Raw genomic sequence first — 25,590 nt, 5'->3', positions numbered from 1 at the left:
TTTAGGGGTTGCCGGACATTCTTCCGAGCTGATGGCTAAAATAAAGGTCCTCAATATGACTGTGAAGTGAGAGCAAGCTTTTCCGCATCCAGCGGAATTCGACCCTAAGACTCTTTAATGTTCTCACGTGGGTAGCCTCCGGGGCGGAAGCAAAATCCAGTAGATCCGCCCTCGCAGGAAAGACTTCTTCAATCGGAAAATCGTCCACTCTCTTGATGACCCGATTCACCTTTCTCCTAAGCGAGCGATTCGTATGACTCGGCGTTTCATCCTCTAGCTTTTTCATCGATTCACGAATCTGAACCAGATTAAAAAGAATCGAACCCGGGAGATAGCGATTCCTCCAGATTAATCGAATGACCCGATCCAGGTACGCCCTGGAACGATATTCGCGGCGGTAGGCGTCAAGACAGCCCAGAAGCCGTAGTAGCGCCGTGAGATCAGTATCGTCCTCCAGATGCTGCTGCTGGCGAGTTACTCGACTCGGAATAATTGCTTCCAGCAGGGTGATGGTGCAGATCGCACGCTCCAGAGAAACCCCTAAAAGCCAGAACTCGTAAACTGAGTCATGGCTTAAAGTCCTCTCAAGAGTGCCGACAAAACGAGCGTGCTCTTGAGAAACAATCAGACACGCATCCAGATTCCTCCTATGAGCAGCCTTAGAACGCCGCCCCATCTCCTCCTCAAACTTATCCAGCATATGGTAGAAAGACTCAGACATTTCAGGCGTAATCCATTCTTGAATACGATCTACATTTCTTCGCGCAGAGAAAAGAGAGGAAGTAACAGAGGAAGGTTCACTCTTCTTTGCGACGAAGTTACGGAACAGCCTCTTGAAATTCTCCGGTGAACTCTCCAAGTCCGCAATCGGAGAGAAATCGGCCGCCGAAGCCACCCCTCTCCAAAGGGGCCAGTAATAATCCATGTCCTCTGGTGCCAATTCCGTCAGACGAATACTTTCCAATAAACTCGCCTGATGGGCCGAATTTCGTGCGCGTTCAAGATAACGCGCCAACCAATAAAGCCCCTCAGCTACCCTGCTGGGAGCAGATAAATTCGTCGGAGCGATCTGTGTTTCGAGCTTGGAATCGTCACTCGGAAAACGCTCTACCCGAGGATCGATAACCCAGGTATCCTTCATGCCGCCAATTAAGTGAAGCGCCTGATCTACGCCCGCTTCCCATGAAAGCCCTCCTGGCAGGATTACCGGATGAGGCCGTAACATGCCAAAAACCCTGAGAAAATAGGGTGTTTGCACGATTCCAGAGTCCGTCCACCTTGGCAATGCAACGGAAGAGAGTTTTCGCCGAGCAACGGTCCATTCAAAAGGCCCGGCGTACCCGATATTACCGTTCACATGAAACGTTCCAGTCTGATTGCTGGCATAGGCAGTTTCCATAACTCGGGGTGTAGCTACCCGGTCAAAGCGAAACTCTTCGGGTCTTGATTTCACCCATTCTGCCTGATCCTGGTCGACGCAGTGAAACGTTTCTACAGTAGGCAAAAGAGGGACTTCACCTAAGTAGAAACGAACAATAGCGTCGCTAAAGGGGAGCAGGGACAAATCGTCGGCCACTTCTGCCCCCAGAACATTTTCTATTCTGACATTTCCCTCTCTTATGCAATGCACCAATCCGGGCACTCCGCGATCAGAGTTTTCAACGAAAGTGATCGGATCGACAGCGTTTGTCTCCACCTTGCGTAAAATCACATCCACCCGTTCTAACCCGTCGATCGTTTTCACAAAGGCTCGTCCATCGCGAACCAGCAGATCTACTGGTCGAGCTGCAATGATACCCATGTGTCTCGCAAGAAACGAGTCGTCGAAATGGGGGCGAACCGTATCGCCACGGGTAAGGAGAACGATTCGCTGGACATCATTCGCACGAGTCCCTTTCAGCGCCTCGATCAGGTCACTTCCAAATCCCGCAACTGGCACGACAGAAAACCCCGAAAAGATCTCAGGAAAAGCCTGTGCCAACATCCTCCTGTTCTGAATCACGTGGGAAATGCCAGAGGGAAATGAAAAGTGATTTTCGTAGACCACCCATTTACCTGCCCTTTCCTGAACCAGATCCATAGCACCGAGTAAGAATCCACTATTTGTAGGTCCGCCCTCTCCTAGGAGTTCTCGGTAGTAGCCTGGCATACCCAGCAGTAGCTCAGCGGGTAAAATTCCCTCCCGAACGATCTCCCGTTTCCCATACACATCCGAGACAAACCGACTAAACGCCTCCATGCGCTGCAGGGAACCTTTCTGAATCAGGTCCCAGTCCTCAGAAGGCAGCAACTGGGGAAAAACATCCAAGTCCCAGCCTGCATGGTCGCCTTGGTCCGAAGTCAGTGAAAAGTGGTGCCCGATCTCGGCAGCGATTCGCTTGAGTGATTCAGCCCTTTCCCCCAAAACCTCTGGGGGAAAATCTCCAGAGACCACAGGGAGATTCAGTTGGTCTGCTGAAACGCTCATGCCGCTGCGTCAACCGCAACCACCCCGAAGGAGTTGCAGTGCATCAGGCTTTACCTAGGAAAGGCTTCCAGGCATCCCGCGAACCGCTTCTGTGTAGGACTGAAAGGAAAGGTCTATGCTTGGGACGCATCGGCTGACGCCGAAGCACCAATCCAGCCTGATGGGGAAGACGATTAGCCTTTTTGCTATTACACTCGATGCATGAAGTTACCAAATTCTCCCAGCTCGTGCGACCTCCCCTGTCCCTCGGAATCACGTGGTCCAAGTTCAACTTAGACTCAGGAAAAACTTCACCACAATATTGGCAGCGGTAGTTGTCCCGTTCGAAAATGTTCCGCCTACACAGTTTCGTATCTTGCACAGGCACACGATCAAACTCCTTCAAAAGCAAAATCTGCGGTAGGCGAAGGCGGAGACGAACCGACCTCACGCAGAGTTCCCCTTCTTCAGGTGGGTGAGTTGTAGACCGTTCGATCCAGTCCGAGGCAGATAACAACTCGTAGTTGCCTTCGTTCGGATGAATCACTTGAGCGTTGTCCTGAAACAAAAGAGACACCGCCCTTCGGACTCCGACGATGTTCACCGGTTGCCAAACCCGATTGAGGATTAAAATGCGGAACGCTTCTTCATTTGAAAACTGTCCCGGATCATCGACCATCCTCCGACTAGAAACAAAGCGACCGAATGCTTGCAACTGCAAAGCCAAATTATGTCTCACCGATCCACACGATTTTCTGAAAAGGATCATAAACCAAGAGGCCTAAAGCTGTTTGACAACCGTTTCCCAGCCTCACACTCTCGGATCCCTTACCTACTATGAAAAAAGCCCTCCTTCTTACCCTTACCCTCGCCTCAGGCTCAACAGCTTTCGGACAACTCTACTTCGGAGCAGGTCTTGCCTACTTCTTCCCGGAAGCAGACAATTCCATCACTAACCTCCTTGGGAACGGAAACCTCGACCCGGAAGACGGTTTCGGAGGTATCGCAAATGTAGGATACAAGGTGCCCAGCAACGGCTGGTATTTCGAATTCGAATTTCAATACTACATGCCCGACTCACAGATTTCGACCCAGGCAACTGGAGCCCAGGCCGCAGCCATCACGGGTTCAAACCTGGGAACAGGTCTCTACAATTCGAAAATCGACGCCGACAACTACACCTTTCTTGGAAACGTATACTACGACATCCTAGACAGTTTGGAAACCAACTGGGGTCTTTACTTTGGTGGTGGTCTAGGGGCAACAAACTTAAACCAAAAGGCAACTGTAACCGGTCCTTTAGGTACCGTAACTGATGAGAATGATAAGTGGTTGTTCACTTACCAGTTCCTGACTGGCATCTCATACCAGCCACTCAGTAACATTCGCTTCGACTTCGCTTACCGCTACACGGTGGTGGAAGATTCCAACTTCACTCTGTTTGGGCGAAACGTCGGAGTCGATGACTACCAGTTCCAGTCTCTGGAACTCTCTGCTAGTCTCTCTTTCTGAGCCAAGCCCTCGATCCAGCAGGTGTCCTCACCATTGAAAGGGAGGGTGTCTACTGTCCCGAAGGAAAGTTTTTCATCGATCCCCGCATCCCGGTTGATCGTGCCATCATTACTCATGCGCACAGCGACCACGCAAGGCCGGGAAGCAAACACTATCTGACGTCGCAGCGAGGCCTTGGGGTCTTAAAGGAACGGGTAGGATATGGGTCACCCTCCTTTCAAACCCTCGGCTACGGAGAGCAGTTGCAAATCAATGGGGTTACCTTGTCCCTCCACCCCTCCGGTCATCTTCTAGGTGCTTCGCAAGTCCGAATTGAGAGGCAAGGATATACCTGCGTCGTAACCGGCGACTACAAACGACAGCCCGACTCCTCATGCGATCCATTCGAGATCGTTTCCTGCAATTCATTTTTCACAGAGTGTACCTTCGGACTACCTGTATATAGCTGGCCTACGGTCGAGTCAGTCCAATACGAGATTCATAATTGGTGGAGGAAAAACCAAGAGCAGGGTATCACCTCCGTCCTTTTCGCCTACGCTCTGGGAAAAGCGCAGAGAATTCTAGCCGTCCTCGATGATTCCATAGGTCCTATCGGAGTCCACGGCAGTATCGAGAAGTTTGACCCCCATTACAAAGCTGCGGGTATTTCCCTAGCCGAACATAGTAAGGTGACCCCGGAGAATCGCTCCGAATTCACCGGGCGCGGCCTCATTATAGCTCCCGGATCCACCGCCGGAAGCCCATGGCTGAGAAAGTTTTCCCCTATGTCTCTCGCCTTTGCCTCTGGCTGGATGCAGATCCGGGGAAGCCGCCGACGCCAAGCCCTCGACCGGGGCTTTGTTCTCTCAGATCACGTCGATTGGAACCAGCTACACCAGACCATTTACGAAACCGGCGCAGAGTTTGTGGGCACGATGCACGGTTTCACGAGCGTTGTGACCCAGTATCTAAACGAGACTGGTATCCGATCAATCGAGGTCGGGAGTTTGAGAGATAGAGACGAAGCCGAGGAAGACTAGTCAGAATCCGGCAAGTCCGTAGGGAAATCGATCGGCTTTCCAATGATCCAGCAAATGGAGTAAAAGAGAATAGAGGCCATTCCGATTCCCAGGCCGGCAACCACTCCCCAGTCAATGATTCCTCTCCATGGTTGTTCAAGTAGTTGAACGACTAGCACAAGCCCGATGACTCCAAGGGCAACAGACCACGAAACGATCTTTCTTTTGCGTGTCGCCCGAAAAAAACCGAAACAGTAGAACGGTGCCAGGAGGGATGATGGCAAGTCTGGGTGGGTGAGCAGTGCCCGAGCCCTGGCTACAACCCGAGGCGAAAAGGCAAAGTGAAACCCCCTGACCCCTTCAGCGTAAATCATGAAAGCCACCCAGACAGCCAGCACCGACCACTCTAGTAGGCCAAAGTTGCTCCCTTCGAAAGAATCCATTGCAATCGGAAACAGCCGGTAAATCGCAAAACCCAAGATCGCAAGGACCCCCGAGATCCCCCAAACAGCAGCAACGATAAGCATTCAAAAAAAGATACTTGTGATTACGCCTGCCTGACGAGAACTAATCCCAGCGATAGATTGAAATAGGCGGAAAGACTATCGTGGGCACTGTCTCTCTAAGTTTACGTCTCAAATTGAGCCATTAGCAATCGCGAGTGCCTGCCGATACTGGGCTCGAAACCCATCAGCAAGATCCCTCGCAAGGCGCACTTCCGCGATCTTATCTCCACCGGAAAGAACCTCCGCGATCGGTCCAGCGGCCTCCGAAAAACGAATGGTTTCCAGATTGGAAAAAACCGCAAAGGCTTCATTGGCAGCTGCCACATCTCCCCGCTCACGCGCTCGCTGAATACCCTTCCAAGCACTGACCAACTCGTCGTGAGGATCAATGAAAGCGACACGAATCAGAAAGCGTAGAGGCGAAAAAAGACGACCGGTCCAATCCGGCCGATAGACGAAATCAAGAACCGTTTTGTATGGGTTCACATCGGGCTCCGACAAAAGCTCTCGGTTGGCCCCTTCATAGATCGTTCGAAAAGCAGGACTCCGGCGCAATGAATACTCAACCGGCCCACCCTCGACGCCGGCCCGAAAACCCCACAATTGCTGTCCATCCTCCGACATCACGAAGTCCACAAACCGATCGGCGACTTCCCGGTTGGGCGCACCCCGTAAAATCCCAATCGGATCGGCCGAGAGGGTAGAGGCACCCTCAGGAGTGATGTACTGGAGCCGATCCCCTCCCCCTCGGGTTTCAATGATCTCGGATTCATACCGCCCATAAAAGTCAATCGACATTCCGACGGCGCAGTCCCCTTTCGCGACATCCATCGGCCCCTTCGTCGCAGAATCGGTAAAATAGCGGGCATTCGCCGAGATCAGCTGGATCATTTGCATGGCATTCATCCATCCCTCCGGGACCGCAACAGCCTCAGCCTCGTCTGCCGACAAACCCTCTGCTTCGAGCGCGTCCACACTGCGGTGCATCTGGTCCTGAACAATCATTTCAAATGCCTTCGTGATTGAACCGCTTTTTGTGGGGTCAGCCAAAGCTACCTGACCAATCAAAAGCGGGATGGTCAGATCACCCCATTGGGCCGGAGGTTTCTTGATTCCGAGTCGGTTCAAAGAATCCTTGTTGTAAATGATTCCGAAACTCGAAAGCACTGCTCCAATCCAACGGCCCTGTTCATCCCAAAACTCCTCGCCCGCAAACTCCTGCGGCAAAATCGAGTCCGGAAACCTCTCCTCGAGTTGCTCGGTTTCCATCCATGGAACCAGAGCACCCATCTGGGCCTGCCGACCAAAGTCATAGGCACCGCCTCCGAAAAAAATATCGATTCCAACCGATACGTCCGAATCGAGGAAAGCTTGCCGCGCTTTCTCCCCTTCATCTTGCGGCTCACCATCGACGGTTAACCGTCGGTTATTATAAGCAGACCTTACTGCCGGTGTCCATGATTCGCCAAGAGGACCCGTCCACAGATTACGGAACGAGTTTTCAAATTCCGAATTCAGGTAACGGACGATATCACTCGTTCCTCCAATCACCCGCCAGTCGACATTCACCGTTCGCCCGGTCCGTTCTTCATACCACCTGCGAAAAGCGGTCTCAAATTCGAACCGAATCGCTTCATTGTGTGGTGTGATTACAACTACCGTATCATCCGCCCTTCCGATCGTCGTTTCCTTCCCTTGAAACAGAAAGGGCAGTCCGACAACCGCGACGATTAATACGAGTATCAAGAATGTCTTCATTCTCCCGCTATTTCGGTAGGACGACTATATCCCCAACGTCCGCTTCCAAGAACAATCCATCGCGCCGCTCACCTCCGCGATAACGCGGATTCAGTTCTGAAACCAGCAGATGCTCTTCACCCTGGTAGAAGTCGTGGTGCGCCACTTCGCCAAAATAGACGGATTCGCCGATCTTCCCAGAGATCGCGTTTTCCTCAGGTTCGAAATCAGAAAGACGAAGCACTTCGGGACGGATACAAAGCAAAACCCCCGTCCCTTCGGAGGGATCGGACTCAAAACCGGAGAGCGTTCCAGTCAATTCGCCAACTGGAGTGTGGACCAATGCCTCACCAGCCCCAGAGCGAACCACCTGCCCCGAAAGGAAATTAGCCTCACCGATAAAGGAAGCGACCGTCTGATTAATCGGCCTGCAATACACTTCTGAAGGTGTCCCGACCTGTAGGATCTTTCCTTTATCGAAAACCGCCATCCGGTCTGCGATTGAAAGCGCCTCTTTTTGGTCGTGAGTCACATAAACCGTCGTCAATTCAAAGTCTTTACAGATCCGGCGAATTTCCAACCGCATCTCGTTTCGCAGGCGCGCATCCAGATTTGAAAGCGGTTCGTCCAATAAGAGACATCTCGGCCTGACCACAAGCGCACGCGCCAGGGCCACCCTCTGTTGCTGACCCCCCGAAAGTTGATTTGGTTTCCTCTGCCCGTATTCCTCCATTCGCACCGAAACCAAAGCCTCCCTCACGCGAGATTCCCGCTCCTCCTTCGCGACCTTGAGCTGCTTTAGGCCAAACGCCACGTTCTCCCAAACCGTCATATGCGGCCAAAGCGCGTAGCTTTGAAACATCATTCCGGTGCGACGTTTGTGCGGCTGCATTTGGGATACATCCTTGTCTCCAAACAGAACCTTACCCTCGTTGGGAAAGTAAAATCCGGCCAAAGTCCTCAACAGCGTCGTTTTCCCACAACCACTCGGCCCAAGAAGGAAGAACAATTCTCCAGGCTCGATCGATAGATCAATACCACCGAGAGCCACTACATCGCCGAACCGCTTCGTCACCCCCTGAACTTCGATCCCGATCATATTCCTTGGTTTCTTCCTGACCACCCGGTAAGTCAATTCCGAATGCAGAAATCGGTCTCAGAGAACTGGTTGAAACGACTGAATTTCGAAAGAACCATAAATTGACCGGTTTAAGGGGGCACGAAGCGAAGTGCATCAATCACTGATCCATCACAAATAAATCTTGGTTTATTCTCTTCAAAGAGTACTTTCGAGCAGAACACTCGCGTTAGCTTCTCCCGCCACATTTCAGGCTATGGTCAAAAAGCAAATTTTCGTCCTTACAGCAATTACGCTGGCCGCAACTACGCCCAGGTTAGGGGCGGATACGACCGTCAGCGTCTCGACGCTGGAGGAGTTGAACACAGCGATCCGCAACGCATCGGAACAACCGACGGGTAACGGTGTGCACACGATCAACTTCTCGAATGATCTCACCTACACAGGGGGTATTTTGGAGCTCAATCTTTTCACAAATGCGACATCGGGAAACTCGATCCTTATCGATGGCGGTGGGTTTACGTTGGATCTGGGCAACAACTTTAGAGGCTTCTTTATCGCCGGAGGTGATGTCCTCATCCGCGATCTCGAGATTGCCAATGCCGTTGCAGTGGGTGGCAATGGCAATACAGGGGGAGGTGGCGGCATGGGTGCCGGAGGAGGGCTTTTCGTGGTCGATGGATCGTCAATTGCGGGCTCAGGGATTACCGAAGAGACCTCGGTTACTCTCGAAAATGTTTCCTTTACTGGTAACCAGGCAATTGGTGGCAACGCCCTAAACGACTCAGGGACTTCAAATCCTGCCGGCGGCGGTGGTGGTTTGGGCGGTGATGGTGGCGACGGTTTTAATTCCGATTCAGTCTTAGCCCAAGGGGCTGGTGGTGGCGGTGGCGTCGGCATCGGAGCCACTGGAGGAGATGCCGACGACGGTTTCGACAATCCGGGCGGCGAGGGTACATTTTTGACAGCATCCGGAGGAGGAAGCAGCAACACCGGCCAGCCCGGAGGTCCTTCCGGTGGGGGCGGCGGCGGTGCCTACACGGACAGCTTAACCACCATAACCACTGCAGGTGGTGGTGGTATCGGCGGATCTGACGCGAGTAATGATCGCGGTGGGGACGGCGGCTGGGGCGGCGGTGGTGGCGGATCTTTTGAGGTTTTTGCTACTGACGCCGGCGATGGCGGTTGGGGCGGTGGTGGTGGTTCTTCCGCCGAAGATGCCTCTGGAGGCGACGGAGGATTTGGCGGTGGTGCGGGCGGAGGACTTGAAAATGGGGACCGGGGTTTTGGTGGCGGCGATGCCGGTTCGATTCATGGCGGTGGAGGCCTTGGGGCCGGTGGCGCAATCTTTGCCATGAAAGGCGTTACACTGATCATCGATGGAGTCTCCTTTTCCAATAATTCCACTTCTGGCGGGACTTCGAGCGACGGAGGCGACGGCCTTGGAATTGGCAACGACGTTTTCTTTGGCAGCGATGTCGTCTTTCAGATCGGGAGCGGCGAAACACTGATTGTCGCACCGGGAAGCTTCGGCGGGGCCGCCTCTAGCGGGGCTGGTAATGACCCCAATGACGACGCAAAGGGACGCCTGACCGTGACTGGAGGTGGCGAGATGGTCATCCAAGGCGCGCAATCATTCGCGGGCACCACCTTCGTGGATGGAAGCATCTACACACTGGCGGCGGCCGACTCTGAGCCCCAAGGCACCAGTGGAACGAGCGATTACCAAGTGTTCAACCCCGGAGCGATCTTGAATATCAATTCGGCCGGAGCTGCGATTGCCCCCATCACCCAAACCGACGGGATTGTGAATATAATTGGAGACGGAAACACCATCGCGGCAAACTCGTTCACCCCCGGTTCAATTGTCGATATGGCGGGAGTAAGCGGAGGTGTTTTCATCATTTCCGGAAATAACACCACGCTGTCTGGAACGTCCAAAGTCTCCGGCGGTGCCGAAATGAATATCATAGGCCAGGGCACAGAATTCAGTCAGCAGATTACGGTTGATGATGGACAGTTACACATTACCGGCCTGGGAACATCATTCAACGGGATGATCGTCCAAGCGGGGCTAGTAACCTTTGATGCCGAGTCAACGATGAACGGTTTGCTCGTGCAGGGAGGGGAAGTTCGGGTGAACAGCGAGATTACTTTCAGTGGCGCGCTGAACGTGTCTGGAGGAACGTTCCGCGTTACCGAGATGTTCAAACCCACAAACGGAGCAACCCTTGCTTTCACAGGTGGCTTGAGCGAGCTCGTCGGTGGAGACAATGGAGGCGCAAACACCTACTTGGTGGCAGATGGCGGGGAGGCAGCTTTTGGCGGGAACTTCGACAACTCCACATTTATTTCCGAGGCCCCATCAAGCGAGGCGGTTTCGACCCTTCGTTTTATTGGAGGAAGTGCTTTGCCTGAATTAGCAACCACGGCCGCTTCCATCGAGATTCGTGAAGGGGCCGGTGTCTACTTCGATTTCAGCGGAGATGTAGGGGAAATAATCGGGGCAGTCCAGACTCAGGATCTCACACTTTACACGGGGACTACTGTGACATTTGACCTGTTTTCTACGGACACCATTCCGGTGATAATGGATTCCCCGACAGGTGCGCTAACCTTTGAAAAAGGCTTTGCCGACACGATTGAATTTGTCCTCGGTGAATTCGGTGATTCGCTCGGTATCGGCGAATCCCGAACCTACACCATCATCGGCTCCGTGACCAATCTGGACATCGAGGGCTTCAGCGACATCTTCTCTGCGCTCGTATTCGACAACGGGGGAAACACCGGAATCGAAGGCACCTTTTCCGGCCTCGATGCCGACAGCGACCCGAACCTACATATTACCCTCACCAATACAATACCGGAACCCGGCCAATACCCACTGGTCCTAGGAATCGCGGCACTAGCGTGGATCGCTTCTCGACGAAGACGCCCCTTACTTTCAAGGTGACGGGTGACGTAAAGGGAGATACCCAAACCTGTTCCTGAGCTTGTAGCCCGTTTACAGCAAGTTTAGCAACGGGGTGAAAAAACGCTATAAACCTAAGGATAAGGGCACTAGCCAGCAGGTGATCCGCTTCATTTCGTCTGCGTCATCTTGATGAGGGCAATTTTGAACGATGTCAGGAAACTAACTCCAAAAGACGAAACCGAGATGGTAGGGCGAAGTCCCGATTCATCGGGACAAGCCGGGCATATTGAAAACAATTCCTAGTGTTATTTTCGATCATCGTGGCTTGCCAGAGGCCGCGCCCTGCCGGAAATACTGAGATCGATTGAAATCACCCCCCATCTTGATTGACAGGAACTATGTTAGTGGCAAATTACCATCATGGTAAAAACTCAAGTACAATTCCCTGATCACTTATACAAAGAAGCGAAGCGTATCGCAGAGGAATACGAGATGAGCTTCGCAGAAGTGGTCCGGCGCGGAGTGGAGGAAGTCGCCAAAGTCTATCCTCCGGGCAGCATAACCGCCAGCGAGTGGACATTACCTTTAGCGAAAGGCATGGGGAAACCGCTTCTTCCAGAGGCCGAATGGGATACCGTTGTCCGGGACGAAGCATGATTAGCTTCGACACCAATATCGTTGTTCATTCTGCCAATTCCGATGCTCAGGAACATGAAAAAGCCCGTGCTTTTATACTCGAACTAGCCCAACGCGAAGACGTAATCGTCTGCGATCTAATGCTCGTCGAAGTCTTTCTGAAGCTCTGTAATGCGAAGATCTTTCGTCGTCCACTTTCGTCCAAAGAGGCGGGAGTTTATTGCGAAAGACTGCGCAAGAACCAGAAGTGGCGCCTTGTTGAATCCGCATCGGTCATGGACGAGGTCTGGCGAGGAACGCAAAAGAAGAATTTCGCCTTTCGCCGGATCATCGATTTTCGTCTTGGCCTCACCCTACGGCACCATGGAGTCACCGACTTAGCGACGACCAATGTGAAGGATTTTAAAGGTTTGGGGTTTGAAAGAGTTTGGAATCCACTGCGCTAAAGAGGAGCAAACCCGATGAAAAGCACCTCCTCCCTTGCCCGCACCCAGACTACCGTTGTCACCCTTTGTTTCCTCCTTGGCTTGTTAAACTACTTAGACCGAGTCGTCATTTCTTTTGCGGTTACGCCAATCCAAACCGAATTCGGAATTAACAATGCCCAGTTCGGATTCTTGATGTCGGCCTTTGCCTTGGGAACCCTTTCTGTAAATGGTTTCTCCGGCTGGATTCTTGACCAGTCGAACGTTCGCTTGGTCTGGACCGTTGCAGTGCTGGCGTGGTCTGTGGTCATGATCCTTCAGGGCCTTGCTCCCACCCTCCTCCTCTTCATCGGCCTTCGCTACCTCCTAGGACTGGGCGAGGGGGTTAACTTTCCGGCGATGAACCGGGCGATGGCCGACTGGATGGATCCTAAAACACTGAGTCGCCAGGTCTCGCTCTGTCTCCTCGGAGTCCCTTTGGCCCTGATGATTGGAGGTCCTCTCCTCTCCAATCTCATCCAATCGTTCGGCTGGAGAGCGGCATTTATCGTTCTTGGAGCAGCAGGTATCCTTCTTGGCCTTTGCTGGATGACCTTTTATCGGAATGCACCGAAGGAGCTGATTCCCCGTGGAACCGATCCCGGAGATCCTCCACCGCGATGGCGGGACCTTCTCCGAAACCCAACCCTACTGGCGACCAGTTGGTCGTTTTTTGCCTTCGGCTATGTACTCTTTTTCGGTGTGAGCTGGCTACCGGGATACCTCGGTCAAACCTACGGGATGGATGTAACGAAAATCGGTTGGTTTTCAGTGCTCCCGTGGGGTATCTCGCTAGCGTTGATCCCGGTAGCAGGATGGATCTCAGATCGTATCATGGCGCAAACCCAAAGTGTGCGCACCTCGCGGATACACTTGATCTGGATCTGCCAGAGCGTTGCTGTGCTTTTCTTTGGAGCCTTACTTCTGGCCGAGAATTCAACCGCGGCCTTGGTCCTTCTTTCCTTCGCCATTGGTTTCGCAATGATGCCTAACTCGCCCTATTACTCCGTCTGTTCCGATCTCTTTCCCAGACAATCCGGGTCGGCAACCGGAATACTGGTCACCTTCTTTTCGGCATCCGGTATTGTATCTCCCTTGCTCACCGGATGGTTGAGTGACCTCTTCGGCGGCTTCAACGCCGCTATTGGAGCCCTTATCGTGATTGTTGGCTCCTCAGTAGCCGGAATGATTGTCTTCGCACGGCCGACTGCAAAGCCTCGCAGAGTCTAATCCTGCTGCGGTATGGAGTTGAGCTTCGATCCGTTTCCTGACTAAAATTTCGAAGGCGAATGAAATTCAACGTTTTCAGGGAGAAAGTCTTATCTGACTTAAAAAGTGAACCGGAGGGCTTGACGTGGAACGAACTCAAGAGAAGAAACAAGCTCCCCTATGATCGACCTTGCCCAGAATGGACAAAGGTGCTCGAAGTGGAAAACGGTGTGGTCCGGAAAAGAAGGAAAGGGAGAGAACTCCTCTGGGAACTCATCCCAAAAGCGTAGGAATCACAAAGTTGAAAGAAACGACTACTTTCGATGTTTCTAGTTCATATCGAATTTGGTTTAGGATGCCCGCCAAGGATCCACGAGCGCTGCAAAAACCGTTTTCCGATAGTCCCTCAAGAGTTCAGGTTTTTCCTTGGTCCTTGCTTTAATCCGAACCGCATAGGTAATCCCGAAAAGGCAGCCAGCCAGAGCTTTACTATCGGTCTCCGGTCGGATCTCGCCCGATTTCTTCGCCGCTTCCAAACGCTGCTCGATCCAAGCCTCCGATAGTTGAAGATAGTATCTAAGGATCTGGAACACTTTCGGGTGACGAGGGGCTATTTCCAAAAGTGAATTGACCATAAAACAGACCCGTCGGTCATCGTGTTTCAAGGCGTCCGACTCGAGTCTCTTCAACAGACTCTCAATCTGCTCGAGGGGTGAACCAGACTGTAGAGCAGCCTCATAGTGCATCGCGGTTAGACCCGCATAGTGATGAACGCACTCGATAAAGAGCCCCTCCTTGCTCCCATAGCGTAAGTAAAAGCTTCCCGGGAGCATTCCGGTTTCCTCAACGAGATTCTTGATTGAGACCCCGCGATAGCCCCTTTCCCAAAAGAGCGCAGTCGCCGTCTCAAGAATCTCAGAGTTGTCGTATTTGATCGGTCGAGGCATAAAACAAGTTCACAATTTTTTAGTGATCATTCAATAATAAAGTTGACCGTCACGAAAAATTTGAATGATCATTCAAAATTACTTCGAACCATGGCCCCACCTACTATCGATCTCGATCAACTAACCAAATCCCACTGGACCTCTCTAGAAGCAACGAATGTCGACCTCATTGCTGATTTCGTTCAGAAGCTGATGAACGAGCATGCGTTCAACCAAGTAACCGAGCTGTATGCGAATTCACGTTACACCCAACACAACCGAAACATTCCCGATGGAATCGAGGGTCTCGTAGGGGTCCTAAAAGACTTCACAAAGAAATTTCCTGATTACAGCTACGACGTGAAACGAATCATCGCCGATGGGGATCACGTAGTCTTTCATTCGCACGCAACCATCAAAGAGGCTGATCGCGGAAGTGATCAAAAAGGTTTGAACATCACCGACACGTGGAGGATCGAGGAGGGCGAAATCGTGGAACACTGGGATTCCATTCAACCGCTCGACAGCTTTATGATGTTTTACGTCTTGCTAAACGGGGGAAAGATCCGCAACGCACACGGAGTCTTTTGACTGCAAATCAAGCTTTTGGACATCTTCCAAGATTCGAAGACCACCTGGAACGAAATCCCTGGTTTCAAAGGACAGACCTTCTCACCCGCCAACCGGGACAGGTTCGCCATACGAAACAAACTCTAGCCACGCAGTAACCAACCCCCTAGCCTCTCCCCCTCGTTTTGTTCTAAACAAGGATCATGGCTATTAGTCTCAGGAAAAGGGGTTGGTTGTTTTCACGGATTTCCCATTGGTCCGGCATCCTTACCGATATCGATCCAGGAGGCCTCAAGTTAGCCCAGGCCATCAAAACTGCCTGTGCAGTAGTTGTCTCTGGTTTTCTATGCCACGCGTTTGCCACCCAGATCCCCACCCTGACACTTCCCGACTTTGCGAAAGATTTCCCCTGGTTTTCCTCTGCGTTCGAGTCTGCGAAGGCTGCCAAAGGGCTACCCACCAGCCTCACTATTCTCGGTGCCGCTATAACGCTGAATTTTTTCTTACTGATTCCCGGTGCAGGATGGGCGCTAGAGTTCCGTCGCATGTGCATGGCAGTCGCCCTATCTTTCGCGATCCTCCTCCCGGTCGCATGGATCGGTCCGGCCGAATTCGGCTACGGCGACAAACCAATGGCAATACTCTGGGTCGCCCTGATCGGTATCGGCCTGTATTTGAGGCGATGGGGTCAAATTGCCGGCAACTACGGGCTTCTCATCATTTTGGTTGGCCTTTTTGCGATGATCCTCAACCCGACGAAAGCCGAAGGATTCTGGTTTGCCCCGACAATCCTCATCGCGTCGCTGGTCACCTTTGCGTTCCGGTTTCTGACTCTCCGCCCTTCAGCGATCAATGCCTTTCGCATTCGCGCACGCCGTTTTCTTGGCTCAGCAAACGAGGCTTTGGAGACATTAACTAGAGAAGACTTAACCCAATACGCCGACGATCACCCCGAATTGGCAAAGGCGATTAACACCAACCTCCGTCACTACTGGCATGCAGTGCAACTCTCGCTGGAGCAAGCGACCTTGGAGAACCCAAGCATTGATTCGAGGCTTCGCGCCCAAGTCGTCGCTCTTTACCGAATGATCATGGCTCTCGAGGTCATTACGGACAGCTTTCTTCGGTTAAGCGCCAGCGAGCGAAAGGTCTGGTCTGCCGATGAACGGTTATCGGGAGCTCTCAAAAAAATCCGCGACAACCTTTCACACCCGGTTGCAATCGGCTTTCCTTCTGAGGCCGTCGCGGACCCAAAGCTGGAATCTCTTCTCGACGACCTACTAACGGATCAAAACACCACTGCCGGTCAAAAGCTACAACCTGCCCGAATCATTGTAGGATTGAGGCGTCTTGAAAAAGCCCTCTACGACTACTTTCAAGGCCGTTCCGAAATAGAAAGCGCGACGATACCAAGTGACAATCGCAAGATCAAAGCAGAGATCAAAAGAGATGCCTCCCGAGGAGCTTCGCGTCTGGCCCTTCAAGGCTTGATCGCGGCTGCCATCACCACAGGACTTCAATTCATTTTCGCGCTCGATCATGCCTACTGGGCAACTCTCACCGTCGCACTCGTCCTCAACGCAACGGTCGGCCAAACCCTAAGGCGCATGGGGAGACGAGTCCTGGGCACGGCTATTGGTGTGGCAGTGGCAATAGGGCTCGTCTATCTTACCGGAGACGCATCCGCCCCAAAGTTCATAGTCATCTTCGTGGCTCTTGTTGTGACTTTCCTTACCGTTCAAACTCACTACGGAATCGCTTCCGCAGGCATCGGCTTAATGGTGACGCTCCTGATCCACGTCGGCATGGGGGCGAGCATTGCCTCCATGTCTGCCAGAGCCTACGAAACCTTTATCGGAGCTGGTGTTGCGCTTGTCGTCGCTCTTTTGATTGTCCCAAGCTATTCCTCTGATCTCGTCCGCAAGCGTTTGATTGACTTCTTAAAAGACGCGGCCGAGGCGATCAAACACATCACCGGAAAGAACGACGGACAAAGCACTTTTTCGGTCCCACTCGCCACCAGACTTCAAGCCATCCTCAACGAAGCACCGGCAATCGCCGCCGAGCATCTCTCAGGAAGCGAACATCGCAGAGTCGTTTCCGAAACCCTGTCCCTTCTGGACGTTCTCGTTTCCTACATCGGGTTATTCGAAGCTGGGCTGCAGCTACTCGATTTGGAGAGCTTACCAGAGACGGCCAAAAACACCCTCAAGGACCTCGATAAACGGATCAACGACGCCTTTTCCCAAGTGGTGGCGCGACTCGAACACCCGTCACCCACACCTTCCACCGAAGATCTGTCGATAGTCTTTCCACTCGGTCAGGATCACATGGCGCAAGCGGTCGAAGGAACCCAAACAATCGCGACCAAAGATTCCCTTGTGATCATTGCCCATGTTTTCTACGGCAACCGCATAGGGAGGGCCTTGAATGACCTCGTTCCAGTAACGGCCCGAATCAAATGACCCAAAGAGAGTAAGAGAGTGGCTCCCGACTTTGTAGTGGAATCGGTCGGCCCAATCCGCTAGACCAGCCTATTCCCTTGATGGTTTCTCTTGTTCCCAGTATACGCGCGGTTGATTTGTCCAAACACTTTGGTTCCAACCGTGCGGTAGACCGCATCTCTTTTGAAGTTGGTGCTGGGGAGGTTGTTGGATTTTTGGGTCCCAATGGTGCCGGAAAATCCACGACAATGAGAATTTTGACAGGGTTGATGCAGGCCTCCTCAGGGGAAGCGTGGGTTGCTGGTCGCTCCGTTGCACGCGAACCAGAGTCCATCCGTCACTTGATCGGCTTTATGCCGGAAAACAACCCACTGCCCGAGGATATGCGGGTCATAGAATACCTCCGCTTTCGGGCTCGGATAAAGTCCATCCCGCGTCGCGGTCGAAAGAAACGCATCGCCGAAGTGCTTGAAATTTGCGATCTCCAACACGGTGCCGGAAGAAAGCTAATCGGGACGCTCAGCAAAGGGTATCGCCAACGGGTCGGGATCGCCGATGCGATTCTGGCTGAACCACCCATTGTTATTCTGGACGAACCGACGATCGGTCTCGACCCTCATCAAATCCTCGGCTTCAGGAAAATGATCCAGCAGCTACGCGGAAGGATGACTCTAGTCATTTCCAGCCATATCCTGCCGGAGATCGAAAAGGTCTGCGACCGTTCTGTGATTCTCAACCGCGGACAAGTGGTTGCTGCAGGCACCCGATCCGAACTGCGGGATCTCTTCTCTCCGGGCCAGACTTATGAGCTGAGAATCGAAGGGTCACTGTCGGAAGTCGAGCAGCGGGTGCGACAGGCCGATGATTCCCTTGTTCTTCGTGATTCTTATCGCGAGCCGGAAGGAAATATCCGCCGCATCACGTTTTCCTCCCCCTCCAACAACAATCTTGTCCCACGGATTATCGAGAGCCTTACGGGTCCCGACATGCCCATTATTCAGGAGATCCGAATTCGGCGGGCTTCCCTTGAGGACATTTTTTTGGCGGCTACCAAGAAAACGTGGCAAACCCCTACGACCAACTTAACTCCAGGATCTAAAACCGAGGAGAACGGGGAGTGAAAAACTACTTCAATCTTTTCCGTCACGAGCTGAAGGTGATCCTCTTCAGCCCTTCGAGCTACGTAGCCGGCGTGCTCTTTCTTGTGCTCATGGGACTGATCTACTGGACCATCCTCAAGGGGTTCACGGTCTCGCCTCAGGAAGATACACCCGCGACACAGTTCTTCCGTGTATTTTGGATTCCAGCATTTTTCGTAGTTCCCTTGCTCACCATGCGAAGTGTAGCTGAAGAGCGCCGGCTCGGAACTCTCCAGACTCTGCTGACCACACCGACCAACTCATTCGCCATCGTTTTCGCTAAATTCTCGGCCATCTACCTGTTTTACCTTTTCCTTTGGGTTGCTACCATTTCCTTTCCCATCCTCGCAGCAGAATTGACGTCGGTGGATCAAATCCGGGGGATCTTCTTCGACTCAGCCTCTCTCCTTGGCGGCTTTCTATTCGTCGCTTTGAGCGGGACCCTTTTCATTTCGCTCGGAATCTTCTGCTCTAGCCTTACGCGTTCCCAGTTAGTCGCGGGCATGCTCTGTTTTACCGGACTCTTTCTACTTATCGCCGGAAGTCGTCTTCTTCTCGAAATCCCAATCCCGGAGACTGGAGCACTCGGCGCCCTCGAGGCGCCCTTTCGCTACTTTCAGACATTTGAACACCTTATTGATTTCAGCGGAGGCATTCTCGATTCGCGTCCGTTCGTCTACTACCTTTCGGGGTGTCTTCTCTTCCTAGTTTTTTCGGTGATCCTCGTTGAACGAAAAGCATGAGCTCGCGGGACGATTTTCGCAGGACGAACCGTTGGAGAAGACTGAACATTCTCCTCCAAATCCTTTTTTGTCTCAGCCTTATTGCTGCCGTCAATCACCTGGGGTCGACCTTCTTTGAAAGGCGTGACCTGACCGAAGATCGCAAATTTTCCCTCTCTCCAGAGACCGAGGCCTATCTAGTCTCTGTGGAAGCGCCCGTAGAAATTTTCGTGATCGTTCCCGATATCGATAGCGATATGACCACGAGAAGAGTTCTACGCGATCTGCGTAAACTTTTGGCCAACATGGAGTTCGTTGCGGAACGGGAAGGGAATCAGAATATTCGTGTGGAGTTCATCGACGTTTTCCGGGAAAGGAATCGTGCCCGTGAGGTATTGGGCCGCCACGGAATTACCACAATGAACTCGATTCTTGTTACCTCAGGCACGAGGATGAAGCAGGTCTCCATCGACTCTCTTTACACTTTCGAGGATGGCGAGATGCGGGCTTTCCGCGGTGAGACCGAGTTCCTTTCCGCAATTCTTCAAGTCACCCAACAAAACGACCAGAAGGTTTATTTTCTTAGCGGACAGGGCGAGCTCTCTCTTCAAAGCGTCGACGCCCTCAATGGTTTATCCAAGCTCTACTCGTTCCTCCAGGAGCGGGGCTTTACCGTCGAAACCATTGAACTTTCCAATTTTGCGCGGATCCCTGAAGACGCGGGAACAGTCGTGATCGCCGCACCTGCGACGCAGTTCCGTGAACGCGAAACGAGTCTTCTTCGAGACTATCTCTCAAACGACAACGGGAGCGTCTTGGCACTCTTTGAACCCGGAGGACAAACTGGTCTGGAAGAGCTCGCCCTCGAATGGGGTATACGGATCGATGATCGGTTTGTCGTGGACGTAGGACCCGATTTTCAATCAGCGACCGGCGACCTGATCATCCGGGAATTTTCCGAGCACCCGGTTGGCAACTTCATCAAAAACCTTGGACTAACCGCCCTTTTTGGTCTCCCACGACCAATCCTTCCCGATCTCGAAAATGCGCGGAACCCGGATACTATTCAACTGGATACGCTCCTCCTGACATCACCGCAGAGTTGGGCTGAAAACGAGCTTCGCCCCGGATCCACTATTTCTTTCGATGAGAGCGAAGACCTGCCGGGACCAGTTCCCATTGCGGTCGCCTCGCAGCGTAGTTCGGAGACGGGCTTTGACTTTGCCCTTTCTGCGGTTCAGGGCGGTAAAATTCTGGTGATTGGCAACGCGGACTTCATTACAAATTCCCGGCTCGACGCTTTTGGCAATCGTCTCCTCTTTTTAAGTGCATTGAATTGGTGTATGGATGTCGGAAACAACATCAACATCGCCGCAAAAGACGTCCGCGGATACATGGTCATTCTCAGCCAGTCCGATCTTCGCAATCTTCTTATCTGGCTAATGATCCCCGCATCGGTACTCGCACTGATCGGAATCCTCGTTGCTCTCATCCGCCGCTAGCCTATGCGACTCAAGCTTACTATTTTTCTCGCCCTCCTGAACATTATCGCCTTCGGAGCCATATACTTTTTCGAGACAGGCAGGAACGGTAGTGTTGAGCCTTCTGCACCTGAACCCGTTCTCTCCTCATCCATTACTAACAGCACCAGGATCGAAGTCACTGGCAAAGCTATACCGGAAAGGAGGGTCATCGTGCGGGAAGGAGAGCATTGGAAACTCGAGGAACCGATCCAGTGGAGAGCAAATCCGAACGCTATCGATCGTATCTTCCGTTCACTTCTTTTCTTACGGCAAGACATTCGTTTTACGATGGAGGACATCGAGAGGAACAATCAGAGTCTGGTCGACTACGGTCTCGAAACGCCAGCACTCATCCTCTCTTTCTTCAACGGCGAGGAAGAGCAGACCATCAAAATCGGTTCTCCAACCGACGTCGGCGGCCGTTTTTACCTTCTTGGGCCATCCGGCAACGAAGTATTTGTTGTCGATGAAGAGGTAGTGCGTGCAGTGGCACTTGACCTTCAGGACCTCCGGAGTCGTGGCCTCTTCGCGATGGATTTTTTCAGCGTTCAGGAGATCTCGCTGCAAACCGGAAATGGAAGAAACCTTCAAACCCGTCTGGCTGCCACGGAGGAAGGATGGAATTTCGAGTCGCCGATACAGACCCGCGCGAGTGCTCCCGCGGTAGATTCTAGGCTGCAACGCATCCTTGAGGTGCCTGTTCTTGCACTCGAACCGGAAAGCGACATCCCACCCAGTGACTCTGGTATCATTGAACCGCGTATGCGGATATCGCTCGAAGATGGAGGTTCCCGTCAAACGTTCATTCTCGGAAACCCCACGCCCACTGATCCCGATAACGCTTATGGTAAGATCGAGGGACTACCAACCATACTTACTGTTCCCGAAGAACCTTTTCTGGCATTCAAAGATGCTCAAACTAATCTTCGTGAGAGGTCCTTTTTCCTCTTTCGTCTGCCACTAGTCAGTAGCCTCAGCATCCGTTCAGGCCCCCGCACCATATCTCTTCAAAAACTTGAGGACCAAAGCTGGCAAGTGAGTGCGTCCGGCGATGATATTGAAAATACCCGCTACGCGGCTGACCCCGGTGTCCTCGCCCGGACGTTTGAATCCCTGATTACCCTTAGAGCACTTCGTTTTATTAGCGATGCTCCATCTGATCTCGATCTGGAGGAGTATGGCCTCGATACGCCTCAAAGAACTGTGAGTGTCGTAGGAGAAGAAACCGATACACTCCTGCTTGGTAACCTAGAACCTGATACAAAAACCATATACGCAAAGACTGGAGAAGCTCCCTTTGTCTATGCAGTGCCTCTTCAAATCATTCGCGATTTACCGGTATCGCCCCTGTTCTATCGGCTCCGTATCCTCAACCAATTGCCCGAATTGGCTCGCATCCAATCAGTAAAGATCAATGACCTTGAGTCAGGGGAAGTGCTGCTTGATCGGGTTTTGGGAGAAGACGGGAAGTCATGGACCGATGGAGTTCTCGACGATCCAGAGGAAGCTGCCAACACTGCTTTCCTTGAGGTTCTCAAACAACTTCGCACCTTCCGGGTGGAGTCATACCTATCTCCGGAGTTTACACCCGGTCTTCAAATTGAGGAAGAACGTCTGCTTCCATGGCGCTACCGCCTGGAAGCAAAAGTTCTCTTGCCAGGAGGAGGCGAGTCTGCAGAGGAAACTCTGGACTACGTATTGACAGAGAGAATTGAAGGAACCCTTCAGGGAGGAGGCTCCTCCAAGGAGGATGTCACCTTCATCCTTCCTCAAGACTTTATCGATGCCTGGTCAGAACTTTTTCCTGAGAGACCGCTTCCCGATGAATACAAAGAAGAAGCTGCAAGCGAAGCAGTTAGGCAAACTGCGGAAACTGCTGACCCGCTGGAGGAGGTGATCCAAGATTCTTCGTTTGCTCCTGAGAATGAAGACGAGGTGATTATGATCGCACCGCCTGATGTGGGAGCAGCCCCTAAACCGGAAGCCGAGTTAGAGGAAGATCCTGTTCCTAACGATGAGAAAACCATTGAATCTCAGCCGGAAGCGTAATTAGCCACCCAAATTCTGCTCACTAGCCGTGTTCTGCCGCAAAAGAGACTGCAAATGGGTCGGTTGTCTTCTCTGGCTCTTTACCGTTTGCCTAGGTCTACTCCTTCTAGTTCAGGTCCCTTTTGTTCTTCTTTTCTGTCTTGATAAGCAAATTCAAGTTCCATCCGATTGGGTTGAGAAGGCAACGCTGAGCAGCCTTCCAAGAGGATTTGCCGTGTCAGTAGGGTCTGCAACCTTCGACAAGAGTGGCACGATTCGAGTCGAAGATATCGAGCTAATCAACGAGAACGCACGTACGGTCTTTTCTGCAAAATCGATCGAAATCGATTTGTTTCTGCCGGCGGTTGTATTCGGATCTCTCCGTCCACAGGAAATCAAAGCCACCGAAGTTGAGTTTTTCGACTTTCAGGGCCGACTCGGGCCAAGAAAATCGCTTTTGAAGATTACATCCCTTTGCCTGAGAAAGAAGGAAGCACTCTGGCAGCTGGAGGACGGGCGGGTTCTGTTCAAAGACCTTCCCGTGGTTCTGGTTGGATCGCTACCTGCACGTTCTTTTGACGACGCGGCAGACGAGATTGAAAGCGATTTTGACTACGATTTCGACCGGATTTTCGCAGAGATCGTCCGGTTGCAAGACTTTGTTTCCCGCTTGAAGGACCCGTTTCTTCACATTGAGGTATTCCCGATAACCGCCAAAGGAACTGGAATAAAAGGGTCTCTCACTGCGGAACGCGTGGAACTTCCGTTTGGGGTTGGCCTAGAAAAGAGCGTCCGCCTCACCGGTGGTGCGTTTTACTCGGCGGACGGTCTCAATCCGGGCCTGATCAGACTCAAAGCGGAAAATGCACGAATTCGTGAAGACGTAGTTCTCGTGCAACCACGAGTCGAAATTCACCCTTCGAGCGAGTTTTCCTTTCCGGCGGGTCTGGTTGGCTCGCAAGTGAGAGCCAGCGCAAGCCAGATTTCCTCTCCAGAGATCTCAGTGTCCGCCGCCGGAATTTCCGCTGACATTGGACCTCGATTCACAACGAGTATTGACGCCTGGTTCGACCTCTGGGGCGAACCTGTTTCCCTTAGTGGTGAGCTGTTTCCCTTCCGTAAAAAGATTCAATTGAATATTGAAGGCTCGATCTCTGTTCCAGACCTCCTCCTTCATCCAGCAATTCCTCCAGAGGCAACTTTAGTAGAAGTTGATTTCGGATCCGGCCTTTACGTGTCTGCACAAACAGAAATAACGACCGAAAAGCTCATTCCGGATAGTATCCAATTTCGTGCGGAAACCGGACCTGCCAGCATTCAGGGATTCTCTGCGGAGCATGCTCTTTTCGAAGGCGAGTTTTTCCCATCAACCATGACCCTCTCGGTGGATCGGTTGGAAACTCAGACAGAGAACTATCATCTTAGTGGGACCTATTCCCATGACTTTCGTTCGAACGTATTTCGTTTGTTGATACATGGAGGCTTTCTCCCAATGGATATCAGCGGATGGATGAGAGACTGGTGGGACAAGGTCTGGGTCGACTTTGACCTTCGGGAAGTTCCCTACATCGACTTGGACCTAACCGGAGATTGGGACTACCGCGATGCTCGGGAAATGTTTGGAGGAATTCGTTTTCGGAACATCTCTCTTCGAGGGATGGAGATAGACCGCGGCTTCGCCAGCATGCGCTCACGCCCCTACCTCTTTGAGCTTTTTGATCTTGAGGTTTTTCGTCCGGAAGGACAAGCTTCCGGCGGTTTTGCCAACCTGCTTGATTGGGAGACTCGAAGGGAATACGCAAAGATCTATGATTTCACCAGCACCCTTGATTTAGAGAAAGTTGCTCCACTTTTCGGGGAAGAAATCGAGGGAATCGTTTCTCGTTTCGATTTGGATGCTCCGCCCACACTGACAGTCCAAGGGGTGCTCTTCCCCGACATTCCTGGAAAGGATTCTCCCATCGACAATCTCAGGATCTTCGCCTCTACCGATTTCCCTCTTACTTTTTCGACGATTCGATTGGACAATCTCGCTTTTCGAGGAGTTTTCCAGAACGATCTCCTTCGAATCGATCCAGTTGACTTCGGCCTAGGTGGAGGAACTGGAAAGGCATGGATCGCCTACAAGACCGAGCAGGGGGCCGAAAGCCCGGCAACCGCTTGGCTTGAACTAAAAAACGCCAATCCCGCAGAAGTTGCTCAGGCTATACCCAAGATCAAAGAGGCCGTGGCGGATCGATTTGAGCCGTCCGGCAACGTCGATCCGGAGGACAGTAACCTCGATTTCACGATCGAAGTGAGCGGTGACCTGCAGGAACCCGAGACCCTGCTCGGTGAGGGTCGGATCGACCTTTTGACCCCAAACCTCGCCAACGTTCGCCTTTTTGGAATCTTTTCACGGATCTACGAGGAACTCTCCCTACCGCTTTCCTTTGGCTCTTTTCAGTTCGAACGGGTATCCTCCAGTTTTCTTCTGAATAAGGGCTTAGTCGAGATGCCTAACATGACTCTACACAGCCCTAGCTCGCGCCTTCTGGCCTCGGGCTCTTACTCAATGGAGAACGAGACTATAGACTTCGATGCAAGGATGCAGCTGTTGGGAGAGGTCAATTTCCCCATCCTCTCCCAAATCGGCTTCTTGCTGAGTCCCTTGGGTAAGGCGTTCGAGTTCCGTCTTTGGGGGGAACTCGATGACCTCAATTGGCGACTCTACATGGACCCCAGAAGCTGGAACTGAA

The 25,590-nt window shown here is 52.3% G+C and carries 19 protein-coding genes; 13 read left to right on the top strand and 6 right to left on the bottom strand.

What is annotated here, in order from left to right; all coding sequences use genetic code 11:
- Position 1: 1 nt before the first annotated feature.
- On the bottom strand, positions 2-2,467 hold the full coding sequence (locus AAGJ81_10960) for a circularly permuted type 2 ATP-grasp protein (protein ID MEM0966657.1): 2,466 nt from the start codon (positions 2,465-2,467) through the stop codon (positions 2-4).
- Positions 2,468-2,510: 43 nt separating this feature from the next.
- Positions 2,511-3,125, bottom strand: coding sequence for an HNH endonuclease (locus tag AAGJ81_10955; GenBank protein ID MEM0966656.1), 615 nt, complete (start codon positions 3,123-3,125; stop codon positions 2,511-2,513).
- A gap of 158 nt (positions 3,126-3,283) precedes the next feature.
- Between AAGJ81_10955 and AAGJ81_10950 the strand changes: the two genes are divergently transcribed.
- Both AAGJ81_10950 and AAGJ81_10945 read left to right on the top strand, forming a co-directional pair.
- Positions 3,284-3,958: a hypothetical protein gene (locus AAGJ81_10950; GenBank protein MEM0966655.1), complete on the top strand. Its 675-nt coding sequence runs from the start codon at positions 3,284-3,286 to the stop codon at positions 3,956-3,958.
- Positions 3,955-4,977: a ligase-associated DNA damage response exonuclease gene (locus tag AAGJ81_10945; protein ID MEM0966654.1), complete on the top strand. Its 1,023-nt coding sequence runs from the start codon at positions 3,955-3,957 to the stop codon at positions 4,975-4,977. Before AAGJ81_10950 ends, AAGJ81_10945 begins: the two co-directional genes overlap by 4 nt.
- On the opposite strand, the gene AAGJ81_10940 is transcribed toward AAGJ81_10945, so the two are convergent.
- The 3 genes from AAGJ81_10940 to AAGJ81_10930 all read right to left on the bottom strand — a co-directional run bounded on the left by AAGJ81_10940 (position 4,974) and on the right by AAGJ81_10930 (position 8,298).
- Positions 4,974-5,483 (bottom strand): hypothetical protein, encoded by a 510-nt coding sequence (locus AAGJ81_10940; protein ID MEM0966653.1) that lies wholly within the window; start codon positions 5,481-5,483, stop codon positions 4,974-4,976. The two genes, AAGJ81_10945 and AAGJ81_10940, sit on opposite strands and share 4 nt — an antisense overlap.
- 108 nt (positions 5,484-5,591) lie before the next feature.
- Positions 5,592-7,220, bottom strand: coding sequence for an extracellular solute-binding protein (locus AAGJ81_10935; protein MEM0966652.1), 1,629 nt, complete (start codon positions 7,218-7,220; stop codon positions 5,592-5,594).
- Positions 7,221-7,227: 7 nt separating this feature from the next.
- Positions 7,228-8,298: an ABC transporter ATP-binding protein gene (locus AAGJ81_10930; protein ID MEM0966651.1), complete on the bottom strand. Its 1,071-nt coding sequence runs from the start codon at positions 8,296-8,298 to the stop codon at positions 7,228-7,230.
- Between the two features lie 235 nt (positions 8,299-8,533).
- Here AAGJ81_10930 and AAGJ81_10925 point away from each other — a divergent pair, with 235 nt between their 5' ends.
- The 4 genes from AAGJ81_10925 to AAGJ81_10910 all read left to right on the top strand — a co-directional run bounded on the left by AAGJ81_10925 (position 8,534) and on the right by AAGJ81_10910 (position 13,521).
- Positions 8,534-11,230, top strand: a complete 2,697-nt coding sequence (locus AAGJ81_10925; protein ID MEM0966650.1) for a pectate lyase-like adhesive domain-containing protein — start codon at positions 8,534-8,536, stop codon at positions 11,228-11,230.
- 381 nt (positions 11,231-11,611) lie between these two features.
- Entirely contained in the window at positions 11,612-11,848 is a 237-nt protein-coding gene (locus tag AAGJ81_10920) for an antitoxin (protein MEM0966649.1), read from the top strand.
- Positions 11,845-12,273, top strand: a complete 429-nt coding sequence (locus AAGJ81_10915) for a TA system VapC family ribonuclease toxin (GenBank protein ID MEM0966648.1) — start codon at positions 11,845-11,847, stop codon at positions 12,271-12,273. The genes AAGJ81_10920 and AAGJ81_10915 overlap by 4 nt, the downstream gene beginning before the upstream one ends.
- 15 nt (positions 12,274-12,288) lie before the next feature.
- Positions 12,289-13,521, top strand: coding sequence for an MFS transporter (locus tag AAGJ81_10910; protein MEM0966647.1), 1,233 nt, complete (start codon positions 12,289-12,291; stop codon positions 13,519-13,521).
- Between the two features lie 329 nt (positions 13,522-13,850).
- Here the strand turns inward: AAGJ81_10910 and AAGJ81_10905 are convergent, their stop codons facing one another.
- Positions 13,851-14,447 (bottom strand): TetR/AcrR family transcriptional regulator, encoded by a 597-nt coding sequence (locus AAGJ81_10905; GenBank protein ID MEM0966646.1) that lies wholly within the window; start codon positions 14,445-14,447, stop codon positions 13,851-13,853.
- A 90-nt stretch (positions 14,448-14,537) separates the two neighbouring features.
- Here AAGJ81_10905 and AAGJ81_10900 point away from each other — a divergent pair, with 90 nt between their 5' ends.
- The 7 genes from AAGJ81_10900 (at position 14,538) to AAGJ81_10870 (ending at position 25,589) form a co-directional block, all read left to right on the top strand.
- Complete coding sequence (locus AAGJ81_10900) at positions 14,538-15,017, top strand: ester cyclase (GenBank protein MEM0966645.1); 480 nt, start codon at positions 14,538-14,540, stop codon at positions 15,015-15,017.
- A gap of 182 nt (positions 15,018-15,199) precedes the next feature.
- Entirely contained in the window at positions 15,200-17,461 is a 2,262-nt protein-coding gene (locus AAGJ81_10895; GenBank protein ID MEM0966644.1) for an FUSC family protein, read from the top strand.
- An 80-nt stretch (positions 17,462-17,541) separates the two neighbouring features.
- Complete coding sequence (locus AAGJ81_10890) at positions 17,542-18,561, top strand: ABC transporter ATP-binding protein (protein MEM0966643.1); 1,020 nt, start codon at positions 17,542-17,544, stop codon at positions 18,559-18,561.
- Entirely contained in the window at positions 18,558-19,322 is a 765-nt protein-coding gene (locus AAGJ81_10885) for an ABC transporter permease (protein MEM0966642.1), read from the top strand. Before AAGJ81_10890 ends, AAGJ81_10885 begins: the two co-directional genes overlap by 4 nt.
- The gene (locus AAGJ81_10880) at positions 19,319-20,803 is read left to right on the top strand and encodes a GldG family protein (protein ID MEM0966641.1); all 1,485 of its coding nucleotides are present in this window, start codon (positions 19,319-19,321) and stop codon (positions 20,801-20,803) included. Before AAGJ81_10885 ends, AAGJ81_10880 begins: the two co-directional genes overlap by 4 nt.
- Positions 20,804-20,806: 3 nt before the next feature.
- On the top strand, positions 20,807-22,873 hold the full coding sequence (locus AAGJ81_10875; GenBank protein MEM0966640.1) for a DUF4340 domain-containing protein: 2,067 nt from the start codon (positions 20,807-20,809) through the stop codon (positions 22,871-22,873).
- A gap of 28 nt (positions 22,874-22,901) precedes the next feature.
- On the top strand, positions 22,902-25,589 hold the full coding sequence (locus AAGJ81_10870) for an AsmA-like C-terminal region-containing protein (protein ID MEM0966639.1): 2,688 nt from the start codon (positions 22,902-22,904) through the stop codon (positions 25,587-25,589).
- Position 25,590: the final 1 nt, after the last annotated feature.

This window comes from Verrucomicrobiota bacterium (assembly GCA_038744685.1).
GTDB lineage: Bacteria > Verrucomicrobiota > Verrucomicrobiia > Opitutales > Puniceicoccaceae > Puniceicoccus.
Note: the sequence above shows the minus strand (reverse complement) of the source record. Positions and strands in the feature narration are given on the sequence as shown.